Below are 21,410 nucleotides of genomic sequence, written 5' to 3' on the forward strand. Positions count from 1 at the left end.
TTGTCGGTCGTCAGAAGTTCTTCTTGACCTGGTCGATGATGGTGAAGACCGCCAGGGCGCCGAACGCCAGGAAGGCGAACAGCATGACGGCGGTGCGCAGGCGGCTGATCCGGATCGCGCGGGGGAGCGCCCGGGAGTTCATCCACCACAGCAGGCCGGAGTAGACGAACATCATGGTGCCGGCCGTGCAGGCCGAGATGACCAGCAGGACCAGCGGCTGGGTCAGGCCGGCCAGCAGCACGATGATGCCGAAGGCAACCAGTCCCCAGACCAGCCAGAAGTAGAGCTTGGACTCGGTGATCGTGGAGGTCCGCAGGTAGCGGGCCTTGATCATGTCCGAGGTCAGCCGGGAGGTGTAGTCGACGATGCCGGCCGCCGCCGCGAACAGCGAGAACGCGCCGATCGCCCAGAACAGGTAGCCGAACCAGCCGCCCACCAGGGACTGCAGGTTGACCCCCTCGATCTTGAGGAAGCCGATGTTGTTCTTCACCGTGTCGTCGCCGAACAAGGTGGCGTGCGCCAGCAGCGAGGTGAACAGGATCGTCGCCACGGTGATCAGGACGAAGGTCAGCGCCTGCTCGATGTTGGCGAACTTCCACCAGCGCCGCCAGCGGGCGAAGTTCTTCTCGTCGGTCGGGAAGGTGTAGCCGTTGGCGGTCGGGTCGGCTTCCTTCTCGCCGGTGACCGGTGAGACCAGCCGGGGAACGTGGATGCCGTTACCGAAACCCTTGTCCCGGATCCAGTTGCTCTGGCACAGGTTCTGCCCGCCGCCGGCTCCGGCGTACGCGATCGCGCCCATCATCAGCGCGAAGCCGAGGGTCTCGACCGGGAACTCGGGGTGCGTGACCGCGTCGCCGAGCGCGCTGTAGCTCTTGCCGCGGATCGCGAAGATCAGGGCCAGGACGACGAGCAGCGCGACCGCCGCGATTTTCACGAAGATGAGCCGCTCGAGCATCACGTAGACGACCGGGGCCAGCGTCAGGATGGCGCCGATCGCGAGCAGGATGCCGATCGCGATCCAGCGCGGGTCGCCCGCTCCGAACAGGTAGGTGAGCATCGAGGCGGAGCTGGTCGCCCAGCCCGGCCAGAGGTTCGCGAAGTACGTCATCAGCGCGAAGAACAGGCCCCAGTGCTTGCCGTAGCGGTTGAAGCCGGTCAACGCTGTCTCACCAGTGGCCAGCGTGTACCGCTCGATCTCCATGTTCAGGAACCACTGGATCGCGACCCCGACGACGGCTCCCCACAAGAACACCAGCCCCACTTGGGAGGAGATGTAGGGCCAGAGAATGAACTCGCCGGACGCGAGCCCGACGCCGGCCCCGACCATGCCGGGGCCGACGATCTTCCAGGTCTGTGTCGGCGGCTCGGGTAGATCGCGAACCTGCGGCGCGGGCAGGTTCTTGGTCGGCAGGTTGAACCTGTCGTGGTCAATGGTTTTGGTGTCTGCCATCGGGCTCCTCACCTTCCTCGACCCCCAGTCGGGACCATAACCAACTCCTGCCTCGGAGGCGACCCGACACTGCTAACGCTGGACAGGTGGCAGGTCGAATGTGTCGTTCGACGTGCGCAGCAGCGCGACCGAGACGCCGGCGAAGCCGATGGCGGCGACGAGCAGGCCGATGCCGGCGGCCAGGTGGCCGGGCATGAACGGATGCGTGAAGCCACCGAGGGCGAGCGCGATGCCCATCCAGGCAGGGGCGACCCGGCTTCGCCACAGGGCGATCCCGAGCAGCAACAGCCCGAAGGTGACGGCCAGGATGAAGCACAGGCCGCCGATCAGCAGGGTCGGCTGCTCCTCGAAGGCGGACGCGAGCTTCTCCATCGCGACTGCGTCGAGCCCGTCGTGGACGGTCAGATACGGCAGTCCGACCACACCGGGCAGCAGGAAGAAGCCGGCGCTCATTCCGCCGACCCCGAGCAATCCGCCCACCGTGGCCAGCCGCGGCGCAGTACGCCGGGTCACCCACGCCGCGGCGAACATCGCCGGGATGAGCAGGAAGAACGGCACCTGAAGCCACTGCATGAGCTCGAATCTTCCCGGGTCAGCGGCAACGGCCGCCAGCGTCTCCTGGAACGGCGCATCGCCGTTGACCGGGCTGACCAGGTAGTAGATGCCCATGAAGAGCATCGGCAGCGGCGCCACCACGGCGAGCAGCACTCGCCAGAATCCGCGCACGTCGCGCGGTGCCTTCCGCTCGGTGGTGTCTGCGGTGAGTTGCGACTTGGACATGACGTACTCCTCAGCACTGAACTGATTGGGACTGCTTCAGCGTCCGCCGCGCTCGCCCCCGAGTTGCAGGTGTCCGGCCCGCAGGACAGCCAAGAAAGGTTCCTGGTCGATCTGGGGGCAAGCCCCTACTCGTCCGGGGGCAACCGGCCTGATGATGAGCAGATGAGCGACCTCGAACCGAGCGAGCGCCGTACGACGGCGTCGGTGCTGCTCGTGGTCGCGCTGCTCGAGGCCGTCGTCACGGTCGTGGCCGCGATTGCCTCGGAGCTGAGCTGGACCCGGCTGATCGACCTGTTCGTGGTCTCCAACGCGGCGATCGGGCTGTGTCTGGCCTTGTCCGGCTGGCCGATCGCGTACTACCGGCCGCGGAACCTGGTCGGCTGGTCGTTGCTGCTGGGCGGGTGTTTCTACGGCTCGACGGCCACCGGCCTGAGCCTGCTGGCCTGGTTGGGCGAACCGTCCGTGCCGTGGCGAGTCTTCGCGACGGTGACGAACGGCGGCTGGAGTCCGGCGCTGGCCCTGTTCATCCCTTTGGCGCTGGTGCTGTTCCCGGATGGCCGGCTGCTTTCGCGTCATTGGCGATGGGTGGTCGGCGGCCTTGTCGTCAACACGGTGATCTGGACGGCCACTGGGGTGCTCGACCCGTGGGGCGGCTTGACGGCTGAGATCGGGATACCGGGCTACCCGCACTGGACCGGGTTCGAGCAGATTCAGGTGCTCGGGGCAATCAGTGCCGTAGGCCTGCTGGGCAGCTTCCTGGCGGCCCTTGTGGCGCTGGTCCTGCGTTATCGGCGAGGAACGGAACAGGTCCGCCGGCAAGTGCTCTGGCTGTTGCTCGCCCTGCTGATCGTCGTCGTCTGCTTCGGACTGGAGACTCTCGTCGAGACCGAGTCGCTCGTGCTCGGTGTCCTGCCGCTGCTGCTGATCCCGCTGGCGATCGCGATCGCGGTACTGCGCCATCAACTGCTCGACATTCGCCTGGTGGTCTCGCGATCCGTGCTCTACCTGCTGCTCACGGGCGGTGTGATCGTTGCCTACCTCGCGCTGATCGCACTCCTCGACCGGACCGTACGCCGGGAGGTGTCGCTCAACTCGTCGGTGCTCGCCACGCTGGTGATCGCGCTCGCGTTCAACCCCGTCCGGGTTTGGCTGCAACGGTTGATCCACCGCGCCTTCTACGGTGCCCGGCAGGACCCGGTCCGTGCGATCGCCGAGGTCGGCGCGCAGATCGGCTCGGCGGCTGGGCTGACCGGCGTACTGGCAGCGTTGTGCCGGGTGATGCGGTTCCCCGCTGCGGCGATCGTTGTCAACGGCAACCAGCTGTCGGCGTACGGCGAACTGCCCGGGGCGCGGCACGCGATCGAGCTGCGCTCGGGGGACGACCGGCTCGGCGAGCTCGTCGTCGGGCTGCGCTCCGGCGAGTCCCGGGTGAACCCGGCCGATGAGCAGGTGCTCTCGTTGCTCGCGGCACCGTTGGCGGTCGCAGTACAGGCAAAAGGGTTGGCGGATGAGCTGAGCGAGTCCAGGGAACGGATCATCAGCGGCCGCGAGGAAGAGCGGCGCCGGATCCGGCGGGATCTGCACGACGGGCTTGGGCCGGTCCTGACCGCGGTGGTGCTGAACGCCGACGCGGCCCGGCGGTTGATCGAGACCGAGCCGGAGCGGACCTCTGCGCTGCTCGCGGAGTTGCGCGATCAGGCGATCGGGGCGGTCGAGGAGATTCGCCGGCTGGTCTATGACCTTCGGCCGCCCGCGCTGGACGGCCTCGGCCTGCTGGGCGCGCTGCGTGAGTACGCCGCGATGACGTCCCGCCGCGGTGATGGGGTTGCGCTGACCGTCACCGTGGATGGCCCGTCATCGCTGGACGAGCTGCCTGCGGCGGTGGAGGTGGCCGCTTACCGGATCGCCACCGAGGCGCTCACCAACGTCATCCGGCATTCGACTGCGACGACGGCCGCCGTCCGGCTGACGGTCGATACGGACGTACTGCGGCTGGGGATCCTCGACAATGGCGTGAATGCGGGTCCAGAGTGGAGAGCGGGAGTCGGGCTCAACTCGATGAGTGAGCGCGCTGCTGAACTGGGTGGGCTGTGTGAGATCCGGTACGACCGAACCGGTTGCTCGGTCGACGTCGTACTGCCGTTGGCACAGGGGGCTCGTCGATGACGTTGAGAATCGTGGTGGCGGACGACCATGGCATCGTCCGCGAAGGGCTCGGCGCGTTGCTGTCGGCGCACGCCGGGTATGAACTCGTCGGTACTGCGGCCACCGGGTCCGAGGCGGTCCGATCGGCGGTCACGCTGCGCCCCGACGTCCTGGTGATGGACATCCAGATGCCGGACCTGACCGGGATCGAGGCGACCCGGGAGATCGCGAAGGTCGCGCCCGAGGTCGCCGTCTTGATGCTGACGATGTTCGACGACGACGAGTCGGTGTTCGCCGCGATGCGCGCCGGGGCCCGTGGGTACGTCCTCAAGGGCGCCGCGCCGGACAACGTGATCCGGGCGATCGCGGCGGTGGCCGCGGGGGAGGCCATCTTCGGGCCGGGGATCGCGCGCCGGGCGCTCGCCTATCTGTCCGGACCGAGACCTGACCGGCCTGCGTTCCCGGAGTTGACGCCGCGCGAACGCGAGGTGCTGGACCTGATCGCCACCGGCCTCGGCAACGCGACGATCGCGGCACGCCTCGGCCTGGCCAACGCGACGGTCGGCAACCACATCACCAGCATCTTCGCCAAACTCCAGGTAGCCGGCCGAGCCGAAGCCATCATCCAAGCCCGCACCGCCGGCCTCGGCGAACCCTAGCCACCCACCCGCCTACCGCTCAACCGCCCACGGACCAGCCGCCTACCGCTCAACCGCCCACGGGCCAGCCGCCTACCGCTCAACCGCCTACCGGCCAGCCGCCTACCGCCCAGCCGCCCGCCGCCTGCTGACGAGCCCTCGCTCAGCTCTTGTCAGCGACCATCTCGACAGCCTTGGCGATCCGCCGGGCCCGGGTCTCCGCTTTCTTGGCTTCTTCGATCGCCTGCACGTGCTCCCGCCGATGGCTGAAGCTCAGCGCGTCGAACGCCTCCCTCACCCCAGCGGCTTCCAACGCCTCCGCCAGATCAGCCGGTACGTCGACCGTCCGCTCAGCCGCATCTCGCTCGACCGTGACCGCGACCGGATCCCCGGGCCCCTTGCCGAGCTCACCACGGATCTGTTTGAGGATGCCAAGCGCCATGCACCCACCCATCGACGCGATCGACCCGCGATACGCAACCCCGTCGAACGTCGCCTGCACCGGGATCCGCCCACCCCCACCCAATGCCGCAACCACCTCGCCCGGCACCTCGACGTACGCCCCACCGCCGTTGGCGTCCTGGATAACCCCTTCGAAGCGCTCCATCCCGGCAGGATATGGCCGCACCGGACCGATGAGGAGGCAAGAGCCGGCTCGCCGATCAGCCGAGGGCACCCGGAGACGCCGGACTGGCCACGGAAGGCGTGGGCGCGGACCGCCACGCATGCACAACCCGGCACCGATGCCCCGACATGCCGGGGGAAGCGTTTGCTGACCGGAGAGGGGTATGCACGGGCGTCCGGACCCCACCCCGCAGTGGGCTTGACCACCAAGCCGACGGAGAAGGCGAGCCGGGCGTTGCGCACCGGCGTACTCGGCCAAGCCGAGCAGGCCGGGCCAGCCGAGCTGGCCGGGCCAGCCGAGCTGTCCGGGCCAGCCGAGCTGTCCGGGCCAATCCCATCTTTGTGCAGGGGAAGCCGCCTACTCGTCAGTAGAACGCTCAGCGGGTGCACAAAGTGGGATTGGGGGCGGGCTGCCGCATGCCGGTGCGGCGGACGAGGCGGGCAGGCGGAGGGTGTGCGGGTACGGCGTCGTACTTCGGGCTATTGCTCCAGCTTGGCCAGTTTGCTGGGCCACCAGACGCGGGGGCCGAGATCGTGAGCGAGCGCGGGAACGAGCAGGGAGCGGACGACCGTGGTGTCGAGGAGGACGCCGAAGGCGACCATGAAGGCGATCTGGACCAGGAAGAGGATCGGCAGCACGGCCAGGGCGGAGAAGGTCGCGGCCAGGACCACCCCGGCCGAGGTGATCACGCCACCGGTGACCGCGAGGCCGACCAGGACGCCCCTGCGGGTGCCCTGCGCGATCGACTCCTCGCGCACCCTGGTCATCAGGAAGATCGAATAGTCGATGCCTAGGGCAACCAGGAAGACGAACGCGTAGAGCGGGATCGACGGGTCGGCGCCGGGGAAGTCGAAGAGATGGTTGAACGCCAGCGCGCTGACCCCGACGGTGGCGGCGAACGAGAGCACGTTGCACAGCACCAGCAACACGGCCGCGGTGACCGAGCGGAGCAGCAGCATCAGGACGACGAAGATGACGGCGAGGATCGCGGGGATGATCACCCGCAGATCGCGGTTGCTCGCGTTCAGCACGTCGAGGTTGATCGCGGTGTTGCCGCCGACCAGGATGTCCGGGCTGACCGTGTCCAGCTCGGACCGCAGATGCTTGACCACCTTGGTCGCCTCGGGCGAATCGGCCGCGACCTCGAGCGTCGCCTGGACGAGAACCTTGCCGTCGACAACCTTCGGCAAGATCCCCGGATCCTGCGATGCGGACGCGATGCCGACGCCGTCGACCTTCATCGCCGTCTGCGTGACCTGGCCGGCCAGGTCGACCGGCGTGAGGATCTGCACCGGCGTACCGGCGCCGGCGTCGAAGTGCTTGGCCAGTTCTTCCTGGCCGGTTACGGATTCGACCTCGTTCAGGAACAGGTCTTCCTGCGAGATGCCGGAGGCGTTGAAGGTGGGCAGGAAGGCGCCACAGGCAAGCAAGGCCAGCGCGCTGATCGCCCAGACCTTGCGCGGCCTGCGGCCGACCAGGCCGGAGACCCGGCCCCACAGCTTCCGGCCGCCGACCTGGTCCTTCGCGTGCATGTGGTCGAGCCGGGGGATGGCCGGCCAGAAGATCCGGCGACCGAAGGCGAGCAGTACTGCGGGCAGGAAGGTCATCGAGGAGACCAGGGCGCCGGCGATGCCGATGGCACCGACCGGGCCGAGACCCTTCGTGCTGCCGAGCTGGGAGAGTAGCAGGCAGAGGAGGCCGAGGATGACGGTCGCGGCGCTGGCTGCGATCGGCTCGATCGCGGCTCGCCAGGCGACCCGCATGGCCTGGTACTTGTTCTCGTAGTCGTGCAGTTCTTCCTTGTAGCGGGAGACGAGCAGCAACGAGTAGTCCGTCGCGGCGCCGACCACCAGGATGAAGAGGATGCCCTGGCTCTGCCCATTCAGCTCGATCACGTCGTTCTTGGCGAGCGGATAGACCACCAGCGCGGCCAGCGCGAGCCCGAAGACAGCACTCAGCAGTACTGCGATCGGCAGCACCGGGCTCCGGTACACGATCAGCAGGATGACGAAGACGACCGCCAGCGCGACGCCGAGCAGGATCCCGTCGATCCCGCCGAAGGCGACGACGAAGTCGGCGAACACCCCGCCCGGACCGGTCACGTAGACCTTCAGCCCGGTCGGCGTCAGCGACTGCTTGATCTCGCCCCGCATCTGGTCGGCGACCGCGAACAGTACGGTCTCGCCTTCCTTGACCACCTCGTCGGCTCGCTCACCGTCCAGCTCGACGGTGAGCAGCAGCGCCTTCTTGTCCTCCGATGGGATCATCGTCTTGGCCGGCGCGGCGAGGTAGTCGCCGACGGTCTGGCCGTTGTCGAGGCCGATCGATGGCACCTTGGCCAGGAAGTCCTTCGCCTGGGCCAGGTCGGCAGGCGTGATGCCGCTGTCGCGCTCGATCAGGACGAAGTACGGCAGGGCGGTGGAGTCGACGAACTTGGCCGACTCCTTGGCGACCAGGGTGGACTCGGCCTGTTTGGGCAGGAAGTTCGCGTTGTCGTTCTCCTGGACCTCGCTCAGCCGGCCCACCGTCGGCCCGCCGAGCGAGCCCAGCACCAGCCAGGCGATCAGTACGGCGGCCACTCCCGCCCGCCAGGTCCAGCGCCGGGTCTGCCGTAGTCCGGCCTTTTCCTGGTGCAGCAGTTCCTGGTCCACCAGATCCCCCTCGTCAGGTCCGTCCCGGATCGAACAGTACCGAAACCCCGGTCAGTGCTGAGCGGTACATCTCTCACCACCTCGCGGCGGGTGTGCGGGAGCCGTTTCGACGGCGTAACAACGAGATGACCGCTCGGAAACACCCCGGTCATAGCGTCCTGGCCTAATCAGTGAGGTCGAATGATCGGAGAACCAGGATGACGCTCGAGGCTGGACCGGAGGTCGTCGCTCCCCGCGACCAGGTCGGGGCAGTGGGTACTGTCGAGGCGCCCAGGCGCGGTCGCTGGATCGATGTCTGGGATCCGGAGGACACCACCTTCTGGGCGGAGAAGGGCCGCAAGGTGGCCCGGCGCAACCTGTGGCCGTCGATTTTCGCCGAGTTCCTGGGCTTCTCGGTCTGGCAGCTGTGGAGCATCGTCGTCGTCTCCCTGCCGGCGGCCGGGTTCGCGTACACGACCAACCAGATGTTCTGGCTGATCGCGCTGCCGAGCCTGGTCGGCGCCACTCTGCGGCTGCCCTACACGTTCGCCGTACCGAAGTTCGGCGGGCGGAACTGGACCATCGTGTCCGCGTTGCTGCTGCTGATTCCGGCCTCGGGCCTGGCCTTCTTCGTCAGCCGGCCGGACACCCCGTTCTGGCTGATGGCGCTGGTCGCGGCCACCGCGGGCGCCGGTGGCGGCAACTTCGCCAGCAGCATGACGAACATCTCCTTCTTCTACCCCGAGCGGGACAAGGGCTTCGCGCTCGGCCTGAACGCGGCCGGCGGCAACCTCGGCGTCGCCGTCGTTCAGCTGCTCGTACCGATCGTGATCGTCGCCGGTGCCGGCCTGACGCTCAACCGCGCCGGGCTGATGTGGATTCCGCTGATCCTGCTGGCCGCCGTACTGGCCTGGAAGCTGATGGACAACCTGTCCGCGGCCACCTCCTCGTTCAAGGCCTCGATCGCGGCGGCGAAGCGTCCGCACACCTGGGTCATCTCGTTCCTCTACATCGGCACCTTCGGCTCGTTCATCGGCTTCGGCGCGGCCTTCCCGCTGTTGATCAAGACCACCTTCCCCGAGATCACCGTGGCGCACATCGCCTTCCTCGGCGCGCTGGTCGGCTCGGTGTCGCGGCCGTTCGGCGGCAAGCTGGCCGACCTGATCGGTGGCGCCTGGGTGACGGTCTGCGCCTTCGTGGTGATGGGTGCCGGGATCCTGTCGGCGATCGCCGCCCTCAACGCGGGCAGCTTCACCTGGTTCCTGCTCAGCTTCCTGGTGCTGTTCGTGGCCAGCGGCGCCGGCAACGGTTCGACGTACCGGATGATCCCGGCGGTGTTCCGGCAGACGACGCGGGATCTGGACGGCAAGCCGGAGCTGATCCGGGCCCGGCGCGAGGCGGCTGCCTGCATCGGGATCGCGTCGGCGGTCGGTGCGTACGGCGGGTTCCTGGTACCGCGCGGGTTCGCGATGTCCAATGAGAGCTTCGGATCGCTGGTCCCGGCGCTCTATGTCTTCTGCGGCTTCTACGTCGTCTGTCTCGTGGTCACGTACGTCTGCTACCTGCGTCGGGGTGGCCCGCTCAGCCAGGAGCGCGTGTGACCGCAGTCGCCACTCATTGCCCGTACTGCGCCCTGCAGTGCGCCACGACTCTCCACCCGGTCGAGAGGCCGGGTGGGGTCGAGGTGCGTCCGCGGGACTTCCCCACGAACCGTGGCGGACTGTGCCGCAAGGGCTGGACCGCGGCCGAAGTACTGACCGTGCCTGATCGCCTGACGACGCCGTTGCTGCGGAACGCCGACGGCGAGCTGGTCGAGGCGAGCTGGGACGAGGCGCTCGACTTCGTCGCCGACCGCGTCCGCTCGTTGCAGCTCGCCCACGGCGACGACTCGGTAGCGGTGTTCGGTGGCGGCGGGCTGACGAACGAGAAGGCCTATGCCCTGGGCAAGTTCGCCCGGGTCGTGTTGCGCACCGCGAACGTGGACTACAACGGCCGCTTCTGCATGTCGTCCGCGGCGGCCGCGACGAACCGTTCCTTCGGTATCGACCGCGGATTGCCCTTCCCGCTGGCGGATCTGGGCGGCGCCGGAGCGATCTTGCTGGTCGGCAGCAACATTGCCGAGACGATGCCGCCCGCTGTCGCGCATCTGGCCGCTGCTCGCGAGGCTGGCGGCCTGCTGGTGGTCGATCCGCGGCGCAGTGCGACCGCCGAGCTGGCTGGGATTCACCTCCAGGCGACGCCGGGGACCGACCTTGCGTTGGTGCTCGCGCTCACGCACGTAGTACTGCAGGAGAACCTGGCGGACACCAGCTACCTGGCCGAGCGGACGGATGACCCGGACGGGTTGTTCCGGTCGACGGCTGCTTGGTGGCCGGAGCGGGCGGAGCGCGTTACCGGCGTACCGGCTGGGACTATCCGGCAGGCGGCTCGGGTGTTGGCTGCTGCCGCGCCGGTGCACGGTGGGTCGGGTGCGTTCATCCTGACCGGGCGCGGGGCAGAGCAGCAGAGCAAGGGCACTGACACCGTCACTGCCTGTATCAACCTGGCGTTGGCGCTTGGCCTGCCTGGACGAGTCGGCAGCGGCTACGGCTGCATCACTGGCCAGGGCAATGGACAGGGCGGCCGGGAGCACGGGCAGAAGGCCGACCAGCTGCCGGGGTACAGGAGCATCTCTGATCCGGCGGCCCGCGCGTACGTCGCTGGAGTTTGGGGCGTTTCGCCGGACGATCTGCCTGGTCCGGGGCGGAGTGCGGTCGAGCTGATCAATTCACTCGGTACTGCGGACGGCCCGCGCGCTCTGTTCGTGCATGGAAGCAACCTGCTGGTCTCGGCTCCCCGGCTGGCCTCGGTGCGGGAACGGCTCGATTCACTCGACCTGCTGGTCGTGGCGGACGTCGTACCGTCCGAGACCGCGATGCTCGCGGATGTCGTCTTCCCCGTCACCCAATGGGCCGAGGAGGAAGGCACGATGACCTCCCTCGAGGGCCGCGTACTGCGTCGCCGCGCGGCGATCGCACCTCCTGGTGAGGTGCGAAGCGATTTGGCGGTCTTCGGCGGACTGGCCGAGCGGCTGCGTCCGGCCGTTGCCTTCTCCACCGATCCGGCGGCGATCTACGACGAACTGCGGGTCGCGAGTGCGGGCGGAATCGCCGACTACTCGGGGATCAGCTGGGAACGGCTGGACGCCGGCGAGGCGCTGTTCTGGCCGTGCCCTTCGGACGACCACGCGGGGACCCCACGGTTGTTCGCGGACCGCTTCGGTACTCCGGACGGCCGCGCTCGCGTGATCGCCGTCGACCACCGCCCGGTCGCCGACGACCTGCGGGGCGAGGCGCCGCTGTACCTCGTCACCGGGCGACTGCTGCAGCACTACCAGAGTGGCGCGCAGACCAGGCGGGTTGCGGAGTTGGCCGAGGCTGAGCCAGAGGTGTTCGCGGAGATCCACCCGCGGGTGGCGGCGCAGCTCGGGATCGCGGACGGGCGGCCGGTGCGGTTGCGGACGGCCCGCGGCTCGATGGTGCTGGCGGCGCGGGTGACGAGCGACGTACGGCCGGACACGGTGTTCGTGCCGTTCCACTTCGGCGGTGCGGGCGCGGTGAACGAGCTGACCAACGACGCGCTCGACCCGATCTCGCGGATGCCGGAGTTCAAGGTGTGTGCGGTCGAACTGACCGCGGAAGCTCTACCGCTGGCGGGGTGGTCGGCATGACCGAGCGTGTGGTGATCATCGGTGCCGGCATGGCCGGCACCCGGCTGGCAGCTGAACTGTCCGGCTTCGACGTCGTGCTGCTCGGCGACGAGAACCACTACAACCGCAGCCGCTTGACTGAGTACGTCGCAGGACGTGCCGCCAAGCCGATCGACGAGCCGCTCGAGGTCGCCTCTGCTGTCGAGGTGGACCGATCGGCCCGTGTCGTCGTCGACAGCCTCGGCAGGCGTTGGCCCTATGACCAGCTCGTCTTCGCGACGGGCGCGGAGCCGGTGATCCCCGCTGTTGTCGAGGGTCACCAAACCTTGCACACGGCAACGGATGCGGATGCGATCGTCGAGGCAGCTGGCCGGGTTCGCCGGGCGGTCGTTCTCGGTGGCGGTGTGCTGGGCGTCGAAACAGCTTGTGCACTTCGCGAACGAGGCGTCGCCGTCACGCTCGTCCACGACGGCGAAACCCTGCTGGACAAGACGGTTCGGCCCACTGTGGGTCGGTCGATCACGCGTTCGGTCCGCGAGCTTGGCATTGAGGTTCTCCTTAACGCCGGGGTCACTGGCACCACGACGCGTGACGGCGTCTTCAAGGCCTTGCAGTTGGCCGGTGGACGCGCCGTCTTTGGCGAACTCCTGGTTGTTGCCTGCGGCGTCAAAGCCAGAACCGGGTTGGCGGCAGCGGCTGGTCTGCGGGTGAAGGCCGGGATCGTCGTCGACCGGACTCTGACCAGCCCGGACGATCCGCGAGTCCACGCGATTGGTGACTGCGCGGAGATTGATGGTCAGGTCAGTGGCACGGTCACGTCGGCTTGGGAGCAGGCGGCTGCGCTGGCCGAGCACCTCAGCGACGGTACGCAGTACGAGCGGACGCCTGAAGTTGTCCGGCTGACTGCCGGCGGGCTGGACGTACTGGTGATCGGCAGCCGAGACGTGGATGGGGAAGTCGTCCGGTTGGAGGACGGCAAGCGGTACGTGCGAGCTGTCCTGCGCGAAGGGATCGTCGTCGGCGCGGTGGCAGTCGGTGCGCCCGAGGTGGCGGCCGACCTGGTGCTGCTGGCGGACCGGCGTACCCAGGTGGTCGGTGAGTCTCTATTGACGGAACCGCCGAAGAGCAAGACCAAGACGTTGACCGTGTGCCGGTGCAACGGAGTGACGAGAGCCGCGATCGAAGCGGCATGGCAAGGCGGTGCCGACAGTGTGGCCGGCATCGCGGCGACAACCAGGGCAACGACGGGTTGCGGCAGCTGTATCGGTGCCGTCGGCAACCTGCTCGACCGGCTCCAGCGCGGTGAGAGCGAACCTGTCCCGACCAGAAGGGCGACCATGACAGAGCTGAAGAAGGCCCGGCACTTGGTGATCGTCGGTGGCGGCATGGTCGCGCACCGGCTGGTGGAGGCGCTGCGGTCCCGCGACGCGGAGGTCGCGTGGCGGATCACCGTCCTCGCCGAAGAGCCGCGGATGCCGTACGACCGGGTCGCGCTGACCAGCTACTTCTCCGGTCGCGACCCGCACGACCTGTCCCTCGGCGACCCCGAGCTGTGGGACGACCCCGCGGTCACCCTGCGCAAAGGCGTGACGGCCGCCTCGCTCGACCCGACCGCCAAGATGGTCACGACCAGCCGCGACGAGGTGATCGGGTACGACGAACTGGTGCTCGCCACCGGCTCGTACGCGTTCGTCCCGCCGATCAAGAACAGCGACGCGGTCGGTTGCTTCGTCTACCGGACCATCGACGACGTCGCCGCGCTGCGGGTGTACGTCGAACGCCTGCGGTCCGAGGGCAAGGAAGTCAACGGGGTCGTGGTCGGTGGCGGTCTTCTTGGACTCGAGGCAGCTGGTGCGCTCCGAGCCCTCGGAGCCTCCACGAAGGTGGTCGAGTTCGCCCCGCGGTTGATGGCGCTCCAGGTGGACGAGGGCGGCGGCAGTGCGCTGGCCCGGTTGATCCGCAACCTCGACATCGAGGTGCTGACCTCCACCCAGACCACCCGGGTCAAGACCACCTCCCAGGGTGCTGCTCGCGCGATGGCGGTTGCTGATGGCAAGGATTTGCCCGCCGACGTGGTGGTGTTCGCGACCGGCGTACGGCCTCGGGACGAGTTGGGGCGCGCTGCTGGTCTGGAGATCGGCGAGCGTGGCGGTGTTGTCGTCGATGAGGGCTGCCGGACCTCGGTACCGGGTGTCTGGGCGATCGGCGAGGTCGCCTGTATCGAACAGCGGGTCTGGGGATTGATCGCGCCGGGCTACGCGATGGCCGAGATCGTCGCCGACCGGCTGCTCGGTGGCGAAGCGACCTTCCCCGGTGCCGACACCTCGACCAAGCTCAAGCTGCTCGGTGTCGACGTGGCGAGCTTCGGCGATGCGTTCGGCAGCACCGAAGGCGCGCTCGACATCGTGTACGCCGACCCGGTGGCCGGCGTCTACAAGAAGCTGGTCCTGTCCGATGACGCTCGCACGCTGCTCGGCGGCATCCTGGTCGGCGACGCATCGGCGTACTCGGGTCTGCGGCCGATGATCGGACGGCAGCTCGGCGCGGATCCCGCGTCGTATCTGCTGCCCGAGGGATCCGCGCCCGCTCAGCTCGATCTGCCCGACGATGCGCCGGTCTGCTCCTGCAACAACGTTGCTGCTGGCACCATCCGTTGTGCGGTCCGGGATGAGGGCTGTGGCGATCTGAAGTCGCTGTGCAGCAAGACGAAAGCCGGTACGAGCTGCGGTTCGTGCCTGCCGATCGTGAAGAACATCCTGAACACCGAGCTCGCCGCGGCCGGTGTCGAGGTGAGCAAGGCGCTCTGTGAGCACTTCGCGTTGTCGCGCGCCGAGCTCTTTGACGTCGTCCGGATCACCGAGTTGCGCACCTTCAGCGAGATCGTCGAGCGGCACGGGACCGGGCGCGGCTGCGACATCTGCAAGCCCGTGGTCGCGTCGGTTCTGTCCAGCCTCGACCCGGCCGGGCACGTGCTCGACGGGGAGCGCGCGACACTGCAGGACACCAACGACCACGTGATGGCCAACATCCAGAAGGACGGCACGTACTCCGTCGTCCCGCGGATCCCCGGCGGCGAGGTGACGCCGGAAGGCCTGATCGCGATCGGCGAGGTCGCGCGCGACTTCGGCCTCTACACCAAGATCACCGGCGGTCAGCGAGTCGACCTGTTCGGTGCGCGGATCGAGCAGCTGCCGGCCATCTGGAAGCGGCTGGTGGAAGCCGGGTTCGAGTCCGGACACGCCTATGGCAAGGCGTTGCGCACGGTGAAGTCGTGTGTCGGCTCGACCTGGTGCCGGTACGGCGTGCAGGACTCGGTCGGGATGGCGATCGCCCTGGAGTTGCGTTATCGCGGGCTGCGGTCGCCGCACAAGATCAAGCTCGGTGTCTCGGGCTGTGCGCGCGAGTGTGCCGAGGCGCGGGGCAAGGACGTCGGCGTGATCGCCACCGAGAAGGGTTGGAACCTGTACGTCGGCGGCAACGGCGGCATGACGCCGCGGCACGCACAGCTGCTCGCTTCCGACCTGTCCGACGAACAGTTGCTGCAGGCAATCGACCGGTTCCTGATGTACTACGTCCGCACGGGTGACCGGTTGCAGCGCACCGCCGTCTGGGTCAACGAGATCGAGGGCGGCCTGGATCACGTCCGCGACGTCGTGCTGAACGACAGCCTCGGGATCGCGGCCGACCTGGACGCGGCGATGGCCTCGCACGTCGACTCTTACGTCGACGAGTGGCAGGCCACTCTGCAGGACCCGGACAAGCTGGCCCGGTTCGTGTCGTTCGTGAACGCACCCGACCAGCCCGACGCCGACCTGCGCTACGTGGTCGAGCGCAATCAGCCGCGGCCTGCCACCTCGGCAGAACGTGGACAACTGGAACCGGTTCTGCTCGCCGGTCCCCGATTGGAGGTACGGCGGTGACCCTCTCGATGACAGCTGTGGTGGTGTGCGGGTACGACCAGTTGCTGCCCGAACGTGGTGTCGCGGCACTGATCGGGGATCGGCAGATCGCCTTGTTCCGTACCTTCGACGGCACGGTCTTTGCCCTTGGCAACCAGGATCCGGTCAGCGGTGCGAACGTGATGTCGCGCGGTATCGTCGGCAGCCGTGGTGACGTGCAGACCGTGGCGTCACCGATGTTCAAACAGGTTTACGACCTGCGCACCGGGATCTGCCTGGACGACCCGGGCCTGGTGCTCACGGTCTACCCGGTCCGGGTCACCGATGGACAGGTGATCGTCGGTGACTAAACCCGGTCCGTTGAGCGGCTGCACGATCGCCGTCACCGCGCACCGGCGAGCGGACGACCTGATCGCGTCGTTCGAACGCCGGGGTGCGAAGGTGCTGCACGCACCGACGTTGCAGATCGTGCCGGCCGCCGACGACCAGCCGCTCCTCGAAGCGACCCGGCGGGTGATCGCGAACCCGCCGGACGACGTGGTCGTCACCACCGCGGTCGGGTTCCGCGGCTGGATCGAGGCAGCGGACACGGTCGGGCTGGCGGCCGACCTGCTGAGCACGCTGGAGCAGTCGCGCCTGCTCGCACGCGGTCCGAAGGCGCGGGGTGCGATCCGGGCCGCCGGGTTGGTGGAGCACTGGTCGGCGCGCTCGGAGACGACGGCCGAGGTGGTCGAGTGGCTGCGCGACCAGGGAGTTTCGGGGCGCAAGATCGTCGTACAGTTGCATGGGTTGTCTGATCCTGCTTTGCAGGACGAGTTGCGGTCTGTTGGCGCGTCGGTGCGAGGGCTCGAGGTCTATCGCTGGGGTCCGGCGCCTGACCCGGCCGCGGTCGAGCGGATGATCGGGCAGATCTGCTCGGGCGGCGTGGATGCCGTCGTACACACGTCGGCGCCGGGCGCGCAGGCGATGCTGGACGCGGCTGCGCTGACCGGTCAGTACGACGCGCTGGTGGCGGCGTTGCGGACCGGCCGGGTGCTGAACGGGTGCGTCGGGCCGATCACGGCGGCGCCGTTCGTGGCGCTGGGTTTGGAGCCTTTGGTGCCTGACCGGTTCCGGCTCGGGGCGTTGATCAGGATCGTCACCGATCGGCTGACGGACGACAAAGCGCGCTCGATCGAGACCGCCTTCGGACAACTGGTGATCCGTGGCGGCGCTGCTGTGTTAGATGGAGTTGTCCTGCCGCTCGGTCCTGGTCCCCGAGCGGTTCTTGCCGCATTGGTGGCGGCTGGTGGGGATGTGGTCTCGCGTCCCGATCTGCTGGCCGTGCTGCCTGGTGCAGAAGACGTTCACGCTGTGGAGGTGACGGTGAACAGATTGCGTACGGCGGTTGGTCGCCCGGAACTCGTGCGGACGGTGGTGCGACGCGGGTACCGGTTGGCCGTCGAGCCGGTGGGAGCGACTACATGATCGACCTGGTGGCGGCGGCGCATGGGACTGCGGATCCTCGGGGCATCCGCGAGGTCCATGAACTGGTGCGGATGATGGCTGCCGCGCGGCCGTCGGTACCGATGTCCCTGGGGTTCGTGGATGTCGACGTGCCTGCGTTGCCTTCGCTGGTTGACCGGGTGGTTGCTGATAGCAATCAAGCGGTGATTGTGCCGTTGTTGTTGAGCAGCGGGTATCACACGGCCGTTGACATCGCGCGCGAGGCTGAGCGCCGGCCGTACCAGGTGCAGGCTGCTCCTGCGTTGGGGCCTGATCCGGCGCTGGCCGACGTACTGGTTGATCGGTTGCGTGCTTGTACCGATCTGAGGACCGTTGATCGGGTGGTGCTTGCGGCGGCTGGGTCGTCGGATCGGCGTGCTTTGCTTGACTGTTCGGCGACGGCGGCGTTGCTTGCCGAGCGCATCGATCGGCCGGTTGAGGTCGGCTACGTCTCGGGCGCTGGCGAGCGGCTCGGCGTCGTACTCGGTCGGACGCGGCCGGCTATTCGTAGTACGGGCCGGACTGCCGTTGCCACGTACATGCTAGCCCCGGGCTTCTTTGCCGACCGCGTACGCCGGATTGCGGGTGACCTGCCCGTTAGCGCTCCACTGGGCGCTGACGCGCGAGTGGCGTCCCTGGCCCTTCGCCGCTATGACGAAGTACTGGCAGATGCTCTGGCAGTAGCCGCCGGCTAGCTGACCCGGCCACGTGTGGTGGCCGGGTCACTTGCCTCTAGGTCAGGATCTCGACGTACCCGTCGGCTCCGTGCACGCGGATCCGCTGTCCGTCCTGGATGAGCCGGGTGGCATCTACGACGCCGACGACGGCTGGCAGGCCGTACTCCCGGGCGATCACCGCGCCGTGGGTCATCAGGCCGCCAACCTCCGTCACGAGGCCCGTGATCGCCACGAACAGGGGCGACCAGCTGGGGTCCGTGTGGGCCGTGACCAGGATGTCGCCGGCTTCGAGATCGGCCTTCGCCATGTCGAGGATGACGCGGGCCCTGCCTTCGATGGTCCCCGCGGAAACCGGCAGGCCGACCAGGGCACCGGCCGGTACGTCGTCGCGCTGGTACGAGCCGGTGAGGGCCTCGCCGTCCGAGGTGAGCACCCGGGGCGGCGTGAGCGCTTGGTAGGACTCAAACGCGTCCTTGCGTTGCTGGATGAGCTGGTCGTCCACCTGGTTGGTGCGCGAGACGTCGTGGAACTCCTGGAACGTGAGGTAGAAGCTGTCCTCCTTCTCGGCGAGCACATTGGCCTGCACGAGGCGATCGGCCTCTGCCAGCAGGGCTTGCTTGTAGACGAAGTAGCGGCTGATGATGCTGTACTTCGGGTACTCGCGGTACCCGATGAAGGTCCGGACCCGGTCGATCATCCGCTTGGTCTCGTCGGCTTTCTGCTCGCCGTCCGGTAGGGCTCGCAAGCGTGACAGCACCACCTGCTCCTTCTTCTCCGCTTCCTGCCGCCCCTGCTCGAAACGCCGCTCGGCAGCACCCGGCTCGAAGAGCTTGATGTTGTCGAGGATCAGCGGCACGAGCGTGCTGGGGCGTTCACTCCAGCGCGGCCTGGTGATGTCGATCTCGGCGACGCAGCGCATGCCGTACCGCTCGAGGTAGGGGTCGATGGCGTCACGCGCTTCGGTCCCGCCTGCGAGCTTCGGCAGCTCGTCCAGGAAGCCGTCGTTCTCGACACCCTGCAGGAACGCGACCACCTCGGGGTACGGGCGGATCGCGTCGGCGACGTCGAGGAGCGCCAGTCCCATCTCCGAGGTGATGTTGTTGGGGGCGGACAGCGTGAGCGTGTCGGCGGCGTTCTTCTCGCCCAGCCACTCTTGCAGGTGGTCGTTGAGCCACCAGGTGGATTCCATTCCGGCCATGATCGCCTGCATGCTCAGCCGATCGCCGATGACCCGCTTGTGCTCCTGGAAGGCCTCCAACAGGAAGTCGAACAGCGCCGGCCCGGTCTTCGTCGCGATGTCGCGGCGCAGGGTGGCGATGGATGCCTGACTGCGCTCGATCAACTCGGCGACGATGGCCGGATCGGTCTCGATCGACGCGGATGCGCGGTGAACCGGCGACTTGCTGGGATTCTTGTCGGGACCTTCGTTGGAACTCTCGCCGGGCGCTTTGCCGGGACCTTCGTCGGAGCCCTCGCCGGGCGCTTTGCCGGGACCTTCGTCGGGGAGGTTCGGGATGAAGTCGCCGCGGTCGAGGAGGGTCTCCAGCGCGTCCGTGGTCAGCGGATCGGATCTCCCCACGACGTCCATGAGCCCGGCGCGGCTCGCCGGCGAGGCCAGCCGCTGGGTGGCGTCGACGAACAGCCGCCCACCGGCCTCGTGCATCGGCGCCATCGCCGTCAGCTGCCACGCGGAGATACCCAGAGGCTTCATCGGGTCGGTCATCATCTGCTGGTGGCCAACGGAGAGGTAGACGTGGTTCTCCGCATCGTCGGCCTCAGGGATCGGGAACAGGGTGGTGATCGGCCGGCTCTGCACGATCTGAAACCCATCGTCGACCAGACACCACTCGATGTCCTGCGGCCGCCCGAAGTGCGCCTCGATCCGCCGCCCGAGCTGCACCAGCCGCAGTACCTGCTCATCAGTCAGCGCCGGTTGCTCCTGCCGCTGCGGGTCGACCGCCAGTACCTCCGTACCGCCCGCAGGCGGCGCATGAATGGCGACCTGCTTAGCAGCAACCGCCTTGGCGACGATCTCGCCGTCGCGCACCTTGAAGACGTCCGGGTTCACCAGGCCGGAAACCAACGCCTCGCCAAGCCCGAAGCTGGCGTCCACGGCGGCGACCTTCCGGTTGCCCGTGACGGGATCGGCCGTGAACAGAATGCCGGCCGCCTGCGAAAAGACCATCTGCTGCACGACCACAGCCATCTGAACCTTCCGATGGTCGAAGCCGTTCCGCAGGCGATACGTCACGGCCCGCTCGGTGAACAGCGACGCCCAACACCGACCGACGTGCTGGAGAATCGCCGCAGCGCCCACGACGTTCAGATACGTGTCCTGCTGACCGGCGAAGGATGCCGTCGGCAAATCCTCCGCAGTCGCACTGGACCGAACGGCGTACGCCGCATCCTCGCCGAGCCGTACGAGCGCGCCGGTCACCGCGGCCGCCAGCTCATCAGGCATGGCGACTCCTTCGAGCACCTGACGAATCTCCGCACTGAGCCCGCGGATCGCCACCCGGTCATCCGGATTCAGCCGCGACAACTGATCGAGCCGGTCATCAATCGACGGTGCTTCCGCCATGAACCGCCGGAAGGCATCCGTGGTCACACAAAACCCAGCCGGTACGCGAACCCCTTCGATCTGCGACAACCCACCCAGGTGCGCCCCCTTCCCGCCAGCAACCGCGACCTGCATCTCGTCAACCTCTTGAAGCTCCAGCACGTACTGCCCGCTCACCGCGTTACCTCCGAGATAGCCGTACCCCGTTGCCCACCACTAGTCCGACGCAAGTCCCGACCCCATTCCCCAGGTTTTGTAGCCACGGCCGACGATTCTCCGCCACCACCCGCCCCTTGCCGCAAGCCCCCCAGTACGCTATAAATTGAAACAGGCAAGGAGATAACTCTCCTTGCCTTTGCTATGTCCCCTCCACAGCCAAGCCCCCAGCGACTCCTTGTTGTTGCCATAAGCAACATCATCGCTTTGTCCACACCCCAGCCATTCCTGTGCATAACTCGACCATTTCCGGCCACTCGCTGATCCCCTTACAGATAAGGCCTTCCGGCTCCAAAAACTGTCGGTGGGCCCGTCTAGAGTTCTGGGTATGGAGACCTCGCAGCTACTCTCACCGTCGATGCTCGGTGACAGCGCTCTGCTGTCCACCATCGACGGTGTCGACGCTGCCCTGTCCACCCTGCTCACCTACCGCCTCCAGCTCACCGCGGACCTCGACCACCGCGGCCTGGCCAAGGAACTCGGNGCCCGCGACACNGTCGAGTTCCTCGAGTTGCGCCACCACCGCAACGCCCGCGAAATCCGCCGCGACCTCAAAACCGCCAAAGCGCTCCCCAAATACGCAGCCGTCACCGCTGCCCTCCCCAACCCCCACACCC

At 67.8% G+C, this 21,410-nt stretch carries 13 protein-coding genes; 8 read left to right on the forward strand and 5 right to left on the reverse strand.

The window, feature by feature from the left end:
• Positions 1-10: 10 nt before the first annotated feature.
• Positions 11-1,450, reverse strand: a complete 1,440-nt coding sequence (locus A3ES_RS0140375) for an Nramp family divalent metal transporter (RefSeq protein WP_020392538.1) — start codon at positions 1,448-1,450, stop codon at positions 11-13.
• Positions 1,451-1,522: 72 nt separating this feature from the next.
• Positions 1,523-2,230 (reverse strand): hypothetical protein, encoded by a 708-nt coding sequence (locus tag A3ES_RS54675; RefSeq protein ID WP_020392539.1) that lies wholly within the window; start codon positions 2,228-2,230, stop codon positions 1,523-1,525.
• Positions 2,231-2,392: 162 nt separating this feature from the next.
• Here A3ES_RS54675 and A3ES_RS50145 point away from each other — a divergent pair, with 162 nt between their 5' ends.
• Together A3ES_RS50145 and A3ES_RS0140390 are read left to right on the forward strand one after the other, a co-directional pair.
• Positions 2,393-4,396 carry a sensor histidine kinase gene (locus A3ES_RS50145; protein ID WP_020392540.1) on the forward strand — a complete coding sequence of 668 codons (2,004 nt, stop codon included), beginning with the start codon at positions 2,393-2,395 and terminating at the stop codon, positions 4,394-4,396.
• Positions 4,393-5,034: a response regulator transcription factor gene (locus tag A3ES_RS0140390; protein WP_026163652.1), complete on the forward strand. Its 642-nt coding sequence runs from the start codon at positions 4,393-4,395 to the stop codon at positions 5,032-5,034. The genes A3ES_RS50145 and A3ES_RS0140390 overlap by 4 nt, the downstream gene beginning before the upstream one ends.
• 142 nt (positions 5,035-5,176) lie before the next feature.
• Here the strand turns inward: A3ES_RS0140390 and A3ES_RS0140395 are convergent, their stop codons facing one another.
• Both A3ES_RS0140395 and A3ES_RS0140400 read right to left on the reverse strand, forming a co-directional pair.
• The gene (locus tag A3ES_RS0140395; protein WP_020392542.1) at positions 5,177-5,620 is read right to left on the reverse strand and encodes a YdeI/OmpD-associated family protein; all 444 of its coding nucleotides are present in this window, start codon (positions 5,618-5,620) and stop codon (positions 5,177-5,179) included.
• Positions 5,621-6,117: 497 nt separating this feature from the next.
• On the reverse strand, positions 6,118-8,289 hold the full coding sequence (locus tag A3ES_RS0140400; protein ID WP_020392543.1) for an MMPL family transporter: 2,172 nt from the start codon (positions 8,287-8,289) through the stop codon (positions 6,118-6,120).
• A gap of 197 nt (positions 8,290-8,486) precedes the next feature.
• Between A3ES_RS0140400 and A3ES_RS0140405 the strand changes: the two genes are divergently transcribed.
• Genes A3ES_RS0140405 through A3ES_RS50150 form a run of 6 tightly spaced genes read left to right on the forward strand, consistent with a single transcriptional unit; the run spans position 8,487 to position 18,035 of the window.
• Positions 8,487-9,869: an MFS transporter gene (locus tag A3ES_RS0140405; RefSeq protein ID WP_020392544.1), complete on the forward strand. Its 1,383-nt coding sequence runs from the start codon at positions 8,487-8,489 to the stop codon at positions 9,867-9,869.
• On the forward strand, positions 9,866-11,977 hold the full coding sequence (locus tag A3ES_RS0140410) for a molybdopterin oxidoreductase family protein (protein ID WP_020392545.1): 2,112 nt from the start codon (positions 9,866-9,868) through the stop codon (positions 11,975-11,977). The genes A3ES_RS0140405 and A3ES_RS0140410 overlap by 4 nt, the downstream gene beginning before the upstream one ends.
• Positions 11,974-15,876 (forward strand): nitrite reductase large subunit NirB, encoded by a 3,903-nt coding sequence (gene nirB / locus A3ES_RS0140415; protein ID WP_083934008.1) that lies wholly within the window; start codon positions 11,974-11,976, stop codon positions 15,874-15,876. The genes A3ES_RS0140410 and nirB overlap by 4 nt, the downstream gene beginning before the upstream one ends.
• A complete protein-coding gene (nirD, locus tag A3ES_RS0140420) occupies positions 15,873-16,205 on the forward strand; it encodes a nitrite reductase small subunit NirD (protein ID WP_020392547.1) in 333 nt (110 codons plus the stop codon). Before nirB ends, nirD begins: the two co-directional genes overlap by 4 nt.
• Positions 16,198-17,322 (forward strand): uroporphyrinogen-III synthase, encoded by a 1,125-nt coding sequence (locus tag A3ES_RS0140425; RefSeq protein ID WP_026163655.1) that lies wholly within the window; start codon positions 16,198-16,200, stop codon positions 17,320-17,322. Before nirD ends, A3ES_RS0140425 begins: the two co-directional genes overlap by 8 nt.
• A complete protein-coding gene (locus A3ES_RS50150) occupies positions 17,319-18,035 on the forward strand; it encodes a sirohydrochlorin chelatase (RefSeq protein WP_020392549.1) in 717 nt (238 codons plus the stop codon). Before A3ES_RS0140425 ends, A3ES_RS50150 begins: the two co-directional genes overlap by 4 nt.
• A gap of 37 nt (positions 18,036-18,072) precedes the next feature.
• On the opposite strand, the gene rph is transcribed toward A3ES_RS50150, so the two are convergent.
• Positions 18,073-20,754 carry a rifamycin-inactivating phosphotransferase gene (gene rph / locus A3ES_RS0140435; protein ID WP_020392550.1) on the reverse strand — a complete coding sequence of 894 codons (2,682 nt, stop codon included), beginning with the start codon at positions 20,752-20,754 and terminating at the stop codon, positions 18,073-18,075.
• Between the last annotated feature and the right edge of the window lie 656 nt (positions 20,755-21,410).

Origin of the sequence: Kribbella catacumbae DSM 19601 (genome assembly GCF_000372465.1) — a bacterium.
Taxonomy (GTDB): domain Bacteria; phylum Actinomycetota; class Actinomycetes; order Propionibacteriales; family Kribbellaceae; genus Kribbella; species Kribbella catacumbae.

Bases quoted from the DNA above. Each gene is read 5' to 3' on its own strand.
- A3ES_RS0140375 (WP_020392538.1), bottom strand. From the start codon at position 1,450: ATGGCAGACACCAAAACCATTGACCACGACAGGTTCAACCTGCCGACC.
- A3ES_RS54675 (WP_020392539.1), bottom strand. From the start codon at position 2,230: ATGTCCAAGTCGCAACTCACCGCAGACACCACCGAGCGGAAGGCACCG.
- A3ES_RS50145 (WP_020392540.1), top strand. From the start codon at position 2,393: ATGAGCGACCTCGAACCGAGCGAGCGCCGTACGACGGCGTCGGTGCTG.
- A3ES_RS0140390 (WP_026163652.1), top strand. From the start codon at position 4,393: ATGACGTTGAGAATCGTGGTGGCGGACGACCATGGCATCGTCCGCGAA.
- A3ES_RS0140395 (WP_020392542.1), bottom strand. From the start codon at position 5,620: ATGGAGCGCTTCGAAGGGGTTATCCAGGACGCCAACGGCGGTGGGGCG.
- A3ES_RS0140405 (WP_020392544.1), top strand. From the start codon at position 8,487: ATGACGCTCGAGGCTGGACCGGAGGTCGTCGCTCCCCGCGACCAGGTC.
- nirB (WP_083934008.1), top strand. From the start codon at position 11,974: ATGACCGAGCGTGTGGTGATCATCGGTGCCGGCATGGCCGGCACCCGG.
- A3ES_RS50150 (WP_020392549.1), top strand. From the start codon at position 17,319: ATGATCGACCTGGTGGCGGCGGCGCATGGGACTGCGGATCCTCGGGGC.